The organism is Frondihabitans sp. VKM Ac-2883, from assembly GCF_015350875.1.
GTDB lineage: Bacteria > Actinomycetota > Actinomycetes > Actinomycetales > Microbacteriaceae > Frondihabitans.
The window spans coordinates 472999-487772 of the sequence record NZ_JADKSF010000001.1; the positions used below are offsets into that span (position 1 = coordinate 472999).

6 protein-coding genes are annotated in these 14774 nt (G+C 69.8%); 2 read left to right on the forward strand and 4 right to left on the reverse strand.

Translation table 11 applies throughout. The features are described from left to right. Positions 1 to 70 precede the first annotated feature (70 nt). The 4 genes from ITJ49_RS02445 to ITJ49_RS02460 all read right to left on the reverse strand — a co-directional run bounded on the left by ITJ49_RS02445 (position 71) and on the right by ITJ49_RS02460 (position 11412). Positions 71 to 583: an FBP domain-containing protein gene (locus ITJ49_RS02445; RefSeq protein ID WP_194600920.1), complete on the reverse strand. Its 513-nt coding sequence runs from the start codon at positions 581 to 583 to the stop codon at positions 71 to 73. A gap of 204 nt (positions 584 to 787) precedes the next feature. Beyond that, positions 788 to 1597 (reverse strand): tryptophan-rich sensory protein, encoded by an 810-nt coding sequence (locus ITJ49_RS02450; protein WP_194600925.1) that lies wholly within the window; start codon positions 1595 to 1597, stop codon positions 788 to 790. 120 nt (positions 1598 to 1717) lie between these two features. Then, a complete protein-coding gene (locus ITJ49_RS02455; RefSeq protein ID WP_194600928.1) occupies positions 1718 to 3181 on the reverse strand; it encodes a hypothetical protein in 1464 nt (487 codons plus the stop codon). Then, on the reverse strand, positions 3178 to 11412 hold the full coding sequence (locus tag ITJ49_RS02460) for a pectinesterase family protein (protein ID WP_194600931.1): 8235 nt from the start codon (positions 11410 to 11412) through the stop codon (positions 3178 to 3180). The genes ITJ49_RS02455 and ITJ49_RS02460 overlap by 4 nt, the downstream gene beginning before the upstream one ends. A gap of 367 nt (positions 11413 to 11779) precedes the next feature. Between ITJ49_RS02460 and ITJ49_RS17960 the strand changes: the two genes are divergently transcribed. Together ITJ49_RS17960 and ITJ49_RS02470 are read left to right on the forward strand one after the other, a co-directional pair. After that, on the forward strand, positions 11780 to 13720 hold the full coding sequence (locus ITJ49_RS17960) for a LamG-like jellyroll fold domain-containing protein (protein WP_370544334.1): 1941 nt from the start codon (positions 11780 to 11782) through the stop codon (positions 13718 to 13720). A 239-nt stretch (positions 13721 to 13959) separates the two neighbouring features. Beyond that, positions 13960 to 14610, forward strand: coding sequence for an HAD family hydrolase (locus ITJ49_RS02470; protein WP_228513989.1), 651 nt, complete (start codon positions 13960 to 13962; stop codon positions 14608 to 14610). Positions 14611 to 14774: the final 164 nt, after the last annotated feature.

Consider the following 14774-nt stretch of genomic DNA (forward strand, 5'->3'; position numbering starts at 1 on the left):
GCATCACTCACCGTTTATTCGGTGCGCGATGCGTGAAACGGTTAGTGACGCTGGCTGTCGGCTACCGCACCTACACCGACGCGGCGAACGCAGCCACCCGCGACCGCAGCCGCACGACCTGCTCGTCACGGGCGGCGTCGGCGTCGAAGCCGAGGTACGCCTCGGGCGGACGGCGCCAGGCATTGGTGGAGCACTCGAAGTCGGCGCAGACGAGGGTGCCGAGCGTGTTGCCGTTGCGGCCCGAAGCGCCGGAGCGCTTGGCGCTGTAGAACACGACCGGGCTCGGCAGCGTGATGTCCTGGCACCAGGCGCACTGGGCACGAGCGGTCGGCGCCACGTCGCCCTGCCGCAGGAGGATCGCGGTGACTCCGTCGCCGGCGGACGGGATTGCGGTGACTCCGTCGCCTGCGGACGGGATCACGGCGTATGCCCGGCGCGGCATCTTGGGGTCGCGCCAGCCTAGGAAGTCGAGGGCGTCCCACTCGATTTCGCCGAACGAGGGCGGCAGCGTCAGGTCGGCGACCTCTTTGCGGGAGGCGTTCGAGAACGAGGAGCGGATGGTTTTTTCGGTCAGAGGAAGCACGGGTGATCACCAGTCAGAAGAAGGCGCGCGAGGGCGCAAGAAATCGGAAGCCGGCGATGGGAACGCCGGAGAAGGGAGGGTCGGGCCTACCTGCCGCCGGCGAGAATGCCGCCGACGACCTCCCGACGCCCGCAGGGCTTCGCCGATCCGATGGTGTTCACTCCTTAACGGTAACCCTCGAAGGCGTTCCGCGGATCCTTGTCGCTACGCTCGCGTCGTGCTCGCCGCTCCTCGCGCCGATCGCAGCCGGACGACGACGGTCGCGACCACGATGACGACGACAGCGACGATCGCGGCCACCGCGGTGGGTGTCGACTCGGGCGAGCCGGTCAGCCGCGCCTGGGCGATCCACGCGAGCCCCCACCCGAGCGACAGGGCCGGAGCGATGCGCCCGCGGCCGAGGATGGCCACGGCGAGGCCCACGAGGCCGGCGACCGCGACGATCACGACCGCCCAGAGATCGGGCGAGATGCCGAAACCCTCTGAGCCTTCCGCGACGAGGAGGGCGGTGACGTCGGCGGCCGTCGCCACCGACACCCAGCCGAGGTAGAGCCCGACTGTTCCGTCGGTGACGACTGCGTCGACAACACTCGCGGACTTTGTCGTCGCGGTGACTCGGAAGGAGATGACGAGCGAGACGAGCAGTGCCGCGATGACGGGCACACTCAGCCACAGCTGATCGAACTGGATGCTCAGGATCCAGGCCGCGTTCAGCACGAGCGACCACGCGATCGGGTAGCCGAGTCGGCGGTGCCTCTCCGCGGTCGCTTGCGCTGGGAAGAACTGCCAGACCGCGTAGGCGACGAGGCCGAGGTAGATCAGGCCCCAGATCTGGAAGGCACCCGTGCCAGGAGCGATCAGTGTTGCGTCTGCGGCGAGCGCGCCACCTGCGGCCTCGGCGATGGGAGTGCCGAAGAGCACGCCCGACCCGACGAACGAGCCGACGATCGCGATCACGGCGCTGACGGCGACCGTCGTCTGCCGCCGGCGATCGCTTCGAGTGGGAGTCGACATGACGATCATCTTGCCCCAGACGGCTCGCCGGCGACCTGACGCGAATCGGCCGATGTCACAGCGCCACGGCGCGCGAGGTCGGCCGATTCGCGCGACCTCCCTCGCCGCGAGGTCGCGCTGCTAGAGAACGCGGCCCGGCAGGCGCCGCCTCCACAGCAGCCAGGCACCGACGCCGACGCCGAGAAGGGCAAGGCCGCCGCCGACACCGGCGACGATCGGCAGGAGCGCGGACCGCGCCGAATCGGAGGGAGCGGCCAGCACCGCGGTCGGCTCCCCCGGCGCCGGGGCCGCCGAACTACCGGGTGCAGCGATCGCGACCGGGGTGCCGTCGACGCTGACGGCGACGTGCGAACGAACGTAGTCAGAGGCTCGGTTGGCCCAGCCCGTCGAGGTGGTGCCGCCCGACTGCCGCGCCTGGGCTGCCGCCGAGGTCGCCCCACTCGATCCCGATGAGGTGGAGGATCCAGACGGTCCAGCGGACCCGGACGTCCCACTCGCACCGGGCGCCGGCGAAGACGAAACCGGAGACCCCGGAGTGACAGGAGACCCGGGAGTCACCGGAGACGCGGGCGAACCCGGCAGCGCGGGGTCGTCGGCACACGACGCGACCTGCAGCTCGGCGCTGCGCGTCGTGCGCGGAGCCGCGTCGTCGCTCACCTCGACGCGATAGGCGCCCACGGCGAGGCCCGAGAATTCGACGCGGTGGTCGAGGTCGTCGCCGACGAGCGACACGACGGGCTGACCGCTGCCCGAACCCGACCTGGTGAGAGCGACGTCGTAGCCGCGACCGGTCACGAGCGAGGCGATGTCGGCCATGATCGACCTCGACCCGCCGACCGCGGTGCACTGCGAGACGGTGGTCTCGAGGCTCACCGGCGCGGCGCACCCGGGCAGTGTGATGCTCTCGACGGTCGAGAGCCCGTCGTCCGACTGGTCGGTGACCCGCACGACGTAGTCGACTCCCGCGGTCAGTCCGGAGAAGTGCTTCGTGATCTCGGGCTGGGTACGGAACTGGAAGTGCTTGACGACCTCTCCCCCAGTGAGCACTTCGATCAAATACGTGGTGCTGCGGCGGAGCGACCCGACGCTGAGATCGAGACCCTGCTGCGCGCTGCGGTCCGGGTTGGTGCAGTTCGTGGTGGCCACCCGGAGGGAGACCGGCGAGCACGGGGCGGTCGTGCCCGAGACGGTCGCGTCGGATCCTGAGCCCGGTGTGAAGTCACGCCCGGCCGAATCCGCCCCGAACGAGTTGAGATCGACCGAGTAGCGGTGCGCGACGGTCGGGTCGAAGTCGTAGACGCCCGGAAAGCTGCCCTTGAACTCGCGCCAGTCGTCACCCGACGAATCGCGCTGGGTCGACCCGTCGGTCTGGACCTCTCCGTCGACGACCACCCGCACCTCGCCCTTGTCGACGAAGCCCTTCGGCTTCACGACGAGAGACGAGCACGAGTCGGAGATGCCCGGAACGGGCGCGGTCAGAGTGTCGGCGTGGGCCGCCGGAGCGGCGAGGAAGGAGAGGCTCCCGGCCACGGCGACCGCAAGGGTCACCGCGGCGAGACGGCGGGGCAGGGTCGAGGCGCTCATCGGGCGGTCGGGTTCCAGCCGTCGGTGCCGGCCAGGTAGCTCGAGGCGGTGAAGCCCGTCGCCGCGGAGTCGGTCAGCTGAGGTCGCGTTGCCGGGTCGACGATCGTCGCGCCGGCGCCCGTGTTCTGGTACTCCGAGAACCGGCCCGCCTTCCACGTGGTGACGGCGTCCCAGTCGTTCCAGGGCTTGGCCTGGACGATGCCAGCTCCGAGCTCGGTGTTGCGCACGACGACCTGGGCCTGGCCCTGAGTCGAATACGGGCGACCGAGGTAGACCGTGTTCGCGGCACCGTCGGTCAGGATCCGGCTGTCGGCGATCAGGAAGCCGAACGGCGAGGCAGCGCCCACCGACGAGTCGGTGAGGGTCGCGCCGGGCCGGTCGAGCACGTGGATGGTGCTGCGGCTCACCACGGTGACGGCCCGTCCGAGGATCAGGTCGGACCCGCCCTCGATGTACGACGAGGTGATGAAGATGCGACTGAAGGTCGCCGTGTTCGCCGTCGATGCCAGAATCGTCTGCTTGTCGCCGAGCAGTCGCACGTTGTCGAAGACCTGCTTGTCACCCGACTTCACCTGCACCGCGGTGGCCTGCGCGCCGGCCGTGGTGGCGACGCTCTTCAGAGTCACCGCCCGCAGCGTCCACTGGTTGCCCGAGATGGTCATCGCGGCGACGGTTCCGCCGGGGGCGGTGATGACGACGTCCGAAGGATCCCCGGTCGCGCCGACGATGTTCACGCCGTAGCGGTTGCCACTCACGATCGGGCCGGTGTACGTGCCGGGCTGGACCAGGATCGTGCGGTAGCCCTGCGCGGCGTAGTCGGCGTTGTTGGCGAGGAGGCCCGGGCTGGCAGCCACGAGTGCACCCGACGCGTCGACCTGGCCGAGGATCGCCTGGATCGAGGTCGCGTCACCCGAACCGTCGGCCGCGACCACGTAGTCGACCTTGATCGGCGTCGCCGTGGCACCGGACGACGCCAGCGAGGCGTTGCCGGAGGCGTCTCGGGCGACCACCGAATACGTGTAGGCGGTGCCGATGACGACGGTCGAGTCGACGAACTTTGTCGTCGAGGCCCCGGTGGAGCCCGCGAGCGTCGCAGCCCCGGTGCCCGCGACGCGGTAGACGTCGTAGCCGGCGAGATCGTCGTCGGAGTCGGCGGCCCAGTTCACGGTGACGGAGCCCTTGCCGAGCAGGGTCTGCACCTTCGACGGCACCACGGGGGCGATGCTGTCACCCGGGGCGGGCGTCACCGTCACGGCGGCCGAGAGAGCCGACTCGTTGCCAAAGACGTCGACCGCGGTCACCCGGTACGAGTACTCGGTTCCGTTCGTCAGGCCCTGGTCGGTACGCGTCGCACCGGTGAGGAGGCTGTCATTCACCTTCGTGCCATCGCGGTAGACGTTGTAGCCGGCGAGGTCGGACTCGGTGTTCGGAGTCCACGAGAGGATCGCCTTCGAGTCGGCCGCGGCACCCGCGACACCGACCGGAGCCGCCGGCGGCGCGGTGTCGGCGGGAGTCGCCGAGACCGTGACTGCGGAGGCACGGTTGCCCGAGGCGTCTTTGGCAACCACGGCGTAGGTGTACGCGGTGCCGTTGACGAGCCCGGTGTCGGTGAAGCTGGTGACCAGACCCAAGGATCCGACGAGCGTCGCCTGCGACGCCGTCACACTCGCCCCGGTGGACCGGTAGACGTTGTACCCGCCGAGGTCGCTGTCCCCCGGAGCCGTCCAGGTCAGCGTCGCCGACCGGTCACCCGTGCTGGCCGCGAGCGCCGAGACCGAGGCCGGAGCCGTGACGTCGGCCGGGGTGGCCGGGTCGGCGACCGCGGGGTACCAGGTCGGCGCGCCGAGCCAGTTCGCGACCGTGATGGTCGTCGACTCCGCGGGCGACAGCTGCGGGCGCGACGCGGTGACGGTGGAGCCGGCGCCGGTGTTGCCGTACTCGGCGAAGCGCGCGTTGAGCCAGGCGTACCCGTTGAAGTCCTGCCACGGCGCCGACTTGATTCCGGCACCGAGGGCGGTGTCGCGCACGATGGCCTGCGGCGCGTTCGCCGCGGTCGTCGTGCCCTGGGCGTACGGGCCGCCGAGGCGGACGTCGCTCACTCCGGTGGCCGGGGTGATCGCCCCGCCGATGACCAGGATCCCGTTGCCGCCCGTGGCTGTCGTCGACGGGATGAAGACGGTGCCGGAGGTGCGGGTCGGGGTGATGGTCGTGGCGTGGATGACGAGCGTGGCTCGACCGAGGACGATGTTGGTCGCGCCCTGGATGGTCGACGACTCGATCAGTTGGCGGCTCGTCGCTCCGGCGGTCGGGACGTCGGCCCACACGGTCCGGTCGGTGGCGCTGAGAGCGACGCCGGTGAGCAGCACCTTGTCGCCGGTCATGGAGACCGCCGGGCCGTTGCTGACGCCGGAGGTGTTCGCGATGCTGAGGTTCGACACGGTGACGTCCGATCCGGTGATACCGACGGTCGGCGTCGCGGTCGGGTTCGTCAGCGTGACGTCCGAGGATCCTGCGCCCGCGCCGATGATCGTGACGTTCGAGCGCGCGATCGTGGTCGTGCCGGTGTAGGTGCCCGGCTGGACCTTGATCACCCAGGGGGCGGTGCCGGTCGCCGCGTCGACCGCGGACTGCAGCGTCGGATACCGGGTGCCGGCCTCGACGGTGGCGTCGATACGAAGGCTCGGGGTCACGGTCGCCACGGTGGAGAGGGGGGATTCGTTGCCCGCCGAGTCGATGGCCGAGACCCGGAAGTCGTACGATTGCCCGTTCGTCAGACCGGTGGCCGTATAACCGGCCGTGGTCGTGGTGCCGACGAGGTCGCCCTGGCGGTAGACCCGGTAGCCGACGACGTCGGCCTCGGTGCTCTCCTGCCAGGCGAGCACGGCCTGCGAGCTCCCGGCACCGGCCGTGACGCCGACGGGGGCAGACGGCGCGGCGGCGGCGGCGGGGTCGACGACGGGGTTCCAGCCGTCCGTGCCGGCCAGGTAGATCGCGGGCGTGGCCTGCGCCGCCTGGGCGACGGTCAGCTGGGGCCGGTTCGCGTTCGTGGTCGCGCCCGGTCCGGTCGTACCCGACTCGGCGAAGCGGCCGTCGGTCCAGACGTTCGGCGCGAAGTCGACCCAGGGCTGGGCGGTCGAGATGCCGGCCGACATCCAGGTGTTCTTGATCGTCGTCTCGCCGCGCGAGTTGTCGGCGTAGACCCCGTCGCTCCAGGAGCGCCACGGGCGGCCGAGGGCGAACGAGCCGTCGTTGTCGCTCGCGACGCGGCTGTCGACGACGAGGTAGCCGTGCGACTTGCTCGCGGTGCTCGGCGCGAAGATGGTGCCGCCGTTGTGGGCGGTGGCGTGGATCGTCGTCCGATCGAAGACCGCCGTCGCGCGACCGAAGATGAAGTCGACGTTGCCCTCGATGAAGCTGTTGACGTAGTACTGGCGCGGGTAGCCCGAGCCGTCGGCCGAGATGTTGCCGTTGGCGTCGGCGTTCAGGGTGTCCTGCACGCCGAGGAGTCGCACGTTGCTGTACACCTGGCGGTCGCCGGTGGCGCGGAGAGCGACGGCCTGCGTGTTGAAGTTGCCGATCTCGGGGTGCGAGGCGCTGTCGAACGAGTTGCGGATGGTGAGATCGCGCACCTGCACACCGGCACCGCTGAGGGTGACGGTGGCGCTGCCCGCGGTGCCGCAGGTCGCAGCCGTGACCGCGGGGCAGGTGGAGGCGGAGCTCGCCGTGCCGTTGGCGTTGTCGAAGGTCAGGACGACGTCGCGGGCGTTTCCGGTGGTGCCGGCGATGATCACGTTGGCCTTGGCCGACGAGACGACGCCGCGGTAGGTACCCGGCTCGACCAGGATCACCTTCGGCTTGGTCGACGTTCCCGCGGTGATCGCGGTCAGCGCCTGCTGCAGGGTCGTGTAGTCGCCCGACCCGTCGGCGGCGACCGTGAGGTCGGCGACGAGAGGCGTGACGGCGGGGGTGGCCGAGGCCTTCGCCCCGTCCGATACGAGGCCGGCACGATCGACGGCGACGACGAGGTAGTGGTAGTCGGTGCCGTTGGTCAGTCCCTTGTCGACGAAGGTCGGTTTGGCGACCTCGGCGACCAGGTGGGCTGCATCGACCTCGACGTCGTCGGAGCCAGCCGAGCGGTAGACCCGGTACGCGGTGACGTCGGCCTCGACCGAGTCGTTCCACGACAGGCCGACCTGCTTCTCGGCGGGGGTCGCGACGAGACCGGTGACGCTCGCCGGAGCGATGTCGGCGGCGGGGTCGACGACCGGGTTCCAGCCGTCGGAGCCGGCGAGGTACGTGGCGGAGGTGTAGCCGGACGCCTGCGCGTCAGAGAGCTGGGGCCTGGTGGCGGAGACGCCGGATCCTGGGCCCGAGTTGTCGTACTCGCCGAATCGTGCGCTCTGCCACTGCGTGGTGATGCCGCTGTTGACCATGTTGGTCCAGGTCTGGGTGGAGCTCACGACCGGTCCGAGCCAGGTGTCGCGCACGACGACCTGCGCCACGGCGTTGGTGTCGGCGACGGAGGTGCCGTCGGCCTGGGCCTTGCCGGGCTGCCATGGGCGACCGAGGTTCTGAGAGCCGTCGGGGGCGCTGCCGATGATGCGGCTGCCCGTGATCAGGATCCCGAACTTCTGCGACAGGTCGGTGCTGGCCGCGGTGACCGCCCCGTTCGGCGAGGTGCCGTGGTCGAGCGCCTTCAGCGTGGAGTCGTCGATGACGACGGTGCCACGGCCGAAGATGAAGTCGACGTCACCCTCGACGTAGCCGCCGTGGAAGTACGAGCGGGCCGGGGTGGCCGACGACGGGCTGTTGGCGTACCACGTGTCTTGGTTGCCGAGCAGACGCACGTTGTCGTACGTGAGGCGATCGCCGGTGGTGCGGAGCGCGACGGCCTGGCCGTTCGCATAGGTGCCCTCGACGTAGGAGTTCTCGACCGTGAGGCTGCGGAGCTGCACGTTATTGCCGGTGATCACGAGGGTGGCGCTGCCCGAGGTGCCGTAGGTGTCAGCGACGCCGTTCGTCGAGCTGCCGGTCGGGGTGCCCGCGGCGCGGTTGCCCGTGATGACGACGTCGGAGGCGTGACCCGTCGCGCCGACCACGATCGTGTACGGCTTCTGAATCGTGTCGTACTCGGCGTAGCGGCCCGCGGCGAGCGAGATGACGGTCGGGTCGGTCGCTGTTCCCGCCGGGGCTGCGGCGAGTGCGTCGGCAAGGGTCGTGAAGTGCGTGGCCCCGTCGGAGGTACCCGCGGGATCGACGGAGATGTCGGTCACGAGGGGTGCAGCGGCGACGACCGCGGTCACCGCGGCGGACGGCAGCGACGCGACGCCGGTGCGCGACGTGGCCACGACGACGTAGCGGTAGGTGGCGCCGTTGACGACCGTCGTGTCGCTGAAGGTCGGGGAGTCGACCGAGGCGATCTTCGAGAAGGCGCCGGTTTCGTCGGCGCGCAGCACGTTCCATCCGGTGACGGCGGCCGAGGTGTCGTCACTCCAGGTGAGGTGGACGACCCGCGAGTCGGGGGCGGCGACAAGGTCGGTCGGGGTGGTCGGGACGGCCGTGGGCGCCGCGGTGACGGGGTTCCAGCCGTCTTTGCCGGCAAGGTACTTCTCCGGGGTGGCGTTGGCCGCGTCTTTGGCGGTGAGCTGCGGGCGGTTCGCGTTGACGGTGGCGCCGGGGCCGGTGTTGCCGAACTCGGCGAAGCGGGCGCTCTGCCAGGTGAAGTTGACCTTGACGCCGGCGGAGTTGGTCGACGCCATGTCGTCCCAGGGGGCGGCGGTGTCGACGGCGGCGGGCAGCCAGGTGTTCATCACCACGACGGAGGCGAGGGCCGAGGGGTCGGCGCTCGGGTGCCACGGGCGGCCGAGGTTGATGGTGCCGGCGGCGGCGTTACTGACGACCTTGCTGTCGGTGATCAAGAAGCCGTACTTGCTGCCCTTGTCGGTGCTGGCAGCGGTCAAGTAGCCGTTGTTCGCCTTGCCGCGGTCGAGCGACTTGAAGGTGTCGCGCTGGAAGACGGCGGTACCGGCACCGAAGAGGTAGTCGACGTCGCCCTCGAGGTAGCTGTCGACGTAGTACTGGCGGATCCTGGTGGTCGGCTTCGGGGTGTCGGCCAGAAGGGTGTCCTGGTTGCCGAGCAGACGAACGGTGTCGGCGACGAACCGGTCGCCCTCGACGCGGAGGGCGACGGCCTGCGCGCTGGTGATCTGCGGGTTCGCGGCCTCGTCGAAGGTGTTCGCGACGGTGAGGTGGTCGAGGGTGATGTTGGAGCCGGTCACGAAGACGACGGCGCTGCCCGCGGTGCCGAGGGTCGACTCGGGCTCGTCGGGGTCGGAGCTGCCGGAGGCGCGGGCCGAGCGGATGACGACGTCGCCGGGCTTGGCGCCCAGTCCGTGCAAGGTCACGTTCGACTGCGCGATCTCGAACGACTCGTCGTAGGTGCCGGGCGCGATGTCGACGCGGTAGTTCGCCAGCGACGATTTCGGGATTGAGTCAAGCGCCGCCGTGATGGTCGGGAAGAGCCCCTGGGGGCCGACGGTCAGGACCGTCTGCACGAGCGGGATCGGGATGGGGGTGGTGAGCGAGGTGCCCGAGACGGTGCTGCTCGCCTTCGAGACGTTGCCGACCGTGTCGCGCGCGGTGATCCGGTAGTAGACGGTCACGCCCTTGGGGGCGCTCGAGTCGACGAAGCGCGGCGAGACGCCCGCGTCGGCGGTCGAGACGGTGGAGAGGAGCACGTAGGTGCCCGACGAGGCGGTGCTGCGCGAGACCGAGTAGCCGGCGACGTCGAGATCCTTCGGCGCCGTCCAGGCGAGGTCGAGACCGGCCGTGGCGTCCTGGGTCACCTTGAACGACGACGGCGCTCCAGGAGCCACGTTCGGGTTGTTGGCCGTCACGGCGAGGTACGAGGAGGTGTTGCCCGAGGTGTCGACGGCGCGGATCCGGTAGTAGTCGGTCTCCCCCTCGGTCACCGAGACGTCGGTGAAGGTCGTGGCGACCAGGGCCTTGGCGCTGCCGGTCGGCAGGTACGGCACGTAGACCTCGTCGCCGTTGCGCTTGGTGACGAGGTAGCCGGCGAGGTCGGCCTCGGTGTTCGCCTTCCAGGTGACGGTCACTCCACCCGTGGCGAGCACGACGACCTTGGGGCTCGACGGCGCCTTCGGGGGTGTCGTGTCGCCGGGAACGACGACGCTCGCGGTGACGACGGAGCTCGAGCCGACGGCGTTGGTCGCGGTCAGCGTGTAGTACGAGGTGGCGCCGGCCGGGGCACCGGCATCCGAGAAGCTCGTGGCGGTGGGCGACGACGCGTTGATCCGAGAGAAGGATCCGCCGGCACTCGTTCCCCGCGACAGCACATAGCCGGTCGCACCGGTCGAGGCGGTCCACGACAGGGCGGGCACGTTGCCCGAGCCGAGCTTTACCGAGAAGCCCGTCGGCGTGGCCGGCGCGACCGGCGCACCCGCAGGGCGGGTGGCCGTCGCGCTCGTCGCACTCGATACGTTGCCGGTGAGGTCGACGGCGGTGATCCGGTAATACGACTTCGTGCCCGAGGGGGCCTGGGAGTCGGTGAACTGCGACGTCGACACCGGGCTCGAGGTGAGCAGCGTGTAGGTGCCGCTCGACGACGTGGCACGCGACACCGAATAGCCCTTGAGGTCGGGCTCGTCGTTGTCGGCCCAGTCGAGGGAGACACCTCCGGCCGAGACGGAGGTCTTGACGCTCGCGGGCGCATCGGGCTTGGTCGTGTCTTTGGCGACGATGCTCTTGACGCTCGAGAGCTTCGAGACGTTACCGGTCTTGTCGACCGCCGCGACGGCGTAGAAGTACGAGGTGCCGCCGGTCGCCGCCGGGTCGGTCACCTTGACGGCCGTGGTCGAGGCCACGAGCGTCGACGAAGTGGTCACACTCGTCGACGTCGACCGGTAGACGCGGTAGGTGGCGAGGTCGGAAGCCGAGACCTTGCCCCAGGTCACGACGGCTCCAACGCCACCGAAGTAGGAGGTCGCCAGGCTGCTCGGCGCCGAGGGGGCAGTCGTGTCGGTCGCGCCGAAGGCGCTCTGCAGCGGGAGCGCCGCGGCGGCCAAGGCGGCGATGCCGAGCGCCGCACCGGCGAGGTGAAGGCGCTTTCTCGTGCGAGCACGCGTGCGGGGTCGCAAGGACGACTCGGGCGAAGTCGACGGTGCAGAAGAGGCGGGCGCAGAGAAATCGGGCGCAGAAAAGGGTGCGGGCATGGCTTTCGGGAGCCTTCAGCTGAGCGCCATAGCCGAGCGAGCGCACACCAAAGAGAGCTGCCGGGTAAGCATGGTGGACGGCGCGATCGGGTATCGCGGAATTCGGGTTGTGATCTCACGCGCGGTGCTCGGGTAAGCACTGCGCGTGTCCCCATAGTGGGGGACTCGTCACCGAAAATCAAGTAAAACTCAGAAGCGGCGTCGGCGTCGTTCGGCGGGGACAGGCCGAGCCCGCCCGGAGGGTCAGTCCGTGAGACGTGCCGCGGATCCTTGGCGTTGTCTCGCCCTCGCCCTGCGGCGGACGGTACGACTCGTGTTCACCACCTGGTCGCGTCTCGTTCTGCGCCGATCGCTATCGTCCGGCGCTGTGAAGAACTCACCCCGTGATCCCGAGCACACGCCCCTCTCCCGCCATGGCTTCCTCGTCGGTTCCGGCCTGGCCGGTGCTGCCGGCCTCGCCGGAGCGAACGCTCTGCAGAGCGCGCCCGCTCTCGCCGCACCACTCCCCCCAACCGCCGGCTCGGCCCTGCCGCTGAACGCCACAGCGGTTTCGACTCAGACGGCCGCGTCAGGAAAGTCGGGGCGCTGGGAGCCGGACACCACGTCCCCGCGTTTCACCGTCGCGGTGATGCCCGACACCCAGTACATGTTCGACGGGGAGGCGGTCGACGAGGCGCCGATGCGCGCCTCGCTCGAGTACGTCGTTCGCGAGCAGGCCCGTCACAACACCGTCTTTCTCGTGCACCTCGGCGACCTGACCCAGAACGGAGCGGCGTCCGAGATGACGGCGGCCGGGGCGGTCTTCGACGTGCTCGACCGAGCGCACGCGCCCTACAGCGTGCTCGCCGGCAACCACGACATCGACTCCTCGACCACCGACCAGCGCGGCCCGACGCCCTACCTCGACGTGTTCGGCCCGAGGCGATTTCGGCGAGCGCCGGGCTGGATCGGGTCGAGCCCCGACGGCTACAACAGTGCGCATCGCTTCACCGCGGCCGGTCGCGAATGGATCGTCCTCGCCCTCGACTGGCGGACGAGCGCGAGCGGCCTCGCCTGGGCCAGCTCGGTCTTAGCGGCACGACCGCACTCGCCGGTGATCCTCACCACGCACACGCTCGTCGACTCGGACCCCGACGGAGGCGCCGCATTCGACGCCTACGGGCAGCAGCTCTGGGATGACTTCATCGCCGACCACGACCAGGTGTTCCTCACCCTCAACGGCCATTACTGGGGGCCGGGGCGCACCACGAAGCAGAACGCCGCCGGCCACGACGTCGCCCTGCACCTGACCAACTATCAGAACCGCTACTACGGCGGGGCGGCAATGATCCGGCTCTATCACGTTGATCTCGAACGGAACGTGATCGACGTCGAGACCCTGTCTCCCTTCTTGCTCGGCGGCGGCCTCGGCGACTCCAATGAGCTCGCGGCCCAGGAACTCACGCTCAGCGGAGACGTCGACCGCTTCACCATGGAGGTGGACTTCGACGCCCGGTTCGCCGGCTTCGCGCCGATCGCACCACGCCCCTCTCGCCCGGCCGCCCGAATGCTGGTGCCGGGAACCCTCGCGTACTGGCGCTTCGACGGCCATTCGGATGGTGCCGCGCTCGCTTCGTCGACGCGAGTGCGCGACCAGAGCGGTCACGGGAACCACCTCGAAGTGGCCCCGCGGGCCGGCGCCGTCGCGGGGGCGCTGCGCTGGTCGACCGACCACCACCCCGATCAGCCGGGCTCGGGAAGCCTCGCGCTGCAGGGCGGTAAGCCCGCTGGCCAGCATCTGCAGACGGTGAACGCCGCGCCGATCAACACGCAGCACTTCACCGGCGGGTACACCGTCGAGGCGTTCTTCTTCCTGCCGACGACATTCGACCCCAGCGCAAACGGCTTCAGCGCCCTGCTCTCGCAGTTCTCGAGTGCGGGCCAGGCAGGCAAGGCCCGGGGTGCGGGCGGCGACCCTGACGAGCCCGCGGTGACGCTGAGCCTCTCGGGCGACCGCGAGCTGCAGTGGTGCGTCTATCCGGCAAGCAAGGACGGCTCGCTGACGAACTGGGGGCACGAGCTTCCGCTCGGAAAGTGGTGGCACGTCGCCGTGGTGAACGACCGATCGCACACGGTCATGTACGTCGACGGATGTCCGGTGGTGAGAAACCCGAGGACGCGCAACCGTGGGCTGAGCACCATCGGCAAGCCGTGGCTACTCGGCGGGTACCGCTACGGCGGCGCGCTCGACCAGGTGTTCGTCGGGTCTATCGGCGACGTGCGGATCGTCGGTCGCGCCCTGGAGCCGGCGGAGTTCATGATCGCGTGATCCGGTGGGCGGTCGCCTCGTCGCGTCGTCGAAGCCGCCAGCGTGTCGCCGTCGCCTGAAGTCGCCACCCTTCGACCGTAGGCTCGGAGACGAACCGGCCGGAGGGGGGTTGACCGCATCCGCTGCGACCAGAAGAGTGTGCTGTTTCGTGTGAGCACGAGCTTTCCCCGTTCTCACCTCGCATCGAACACCAGGAGGCTCCCATCACTCAGGCACGTGACACCACCGCGCACGCGGTCCTGTTCGACATCGACGGCACGCTTGTCGACTCGAACTTCCTCCACGTCGACGCGTGGAACACCGCCTTCGTCGACCTCGGCCTCAGCGTGCCGTCCTGGCGCATCCAAAGCGCGATCGGGGCCGACGGCTCGGAGCTCCTCTCGCAACTCATCGGAGATGAATCCGACGAGGTCAAGACGAGAGCAACGGAGCTGCACTCGACCCACTTCCAGAAGCTGACGCCGCGTCTCCGACTGCTTCCGGGCGCTCGAGACCTGGTCAAAGCTGTCGCCGACCGCGGGTCTCGCGTCGTACTCGCGACGTCGGCTCCGCAGGAGGAACTCGATCACCTCCTCGAGCTGCTCGACATCGACGACCTCCTCTACGCGGTGACTTCGGGCGAAGACGTAGAGACCTCCAAGCCCGAACCCGACATCATCGCTATCGCCCTGGAGCGTGCCGGTGTCGATGCGGCCTCAGCGGTCATGGTCGGAGACGCCGTCTGGGATATCAAGTCGGCTACGGCAGCGGGCGTCCCGACCGTAGCCCTTCGCTCGGGCGGGACGGGACGAGCCGAACTGCTCGAGGCCGGTGCCGCCGCTGTCTACGACGACGCCGCCGACCTGACGCACCACATCGCATCGAGCCCGCTGGGGCGGCTCTGGGCCTAGGGCCCCGAGGGTAGGGCTCGGGGCCGGATCTCGGGGGCGCGGGGCGGACGTAGATTAGCGCGTAGGAGCGTCGGGGGCACCGCCCCGCAAGACAAACTGGCGCTCCATCGCGACCGTCTCGAGCCTCAGCAGGGGCCAACGTGCACTCCTCACCGTGGCCGGGG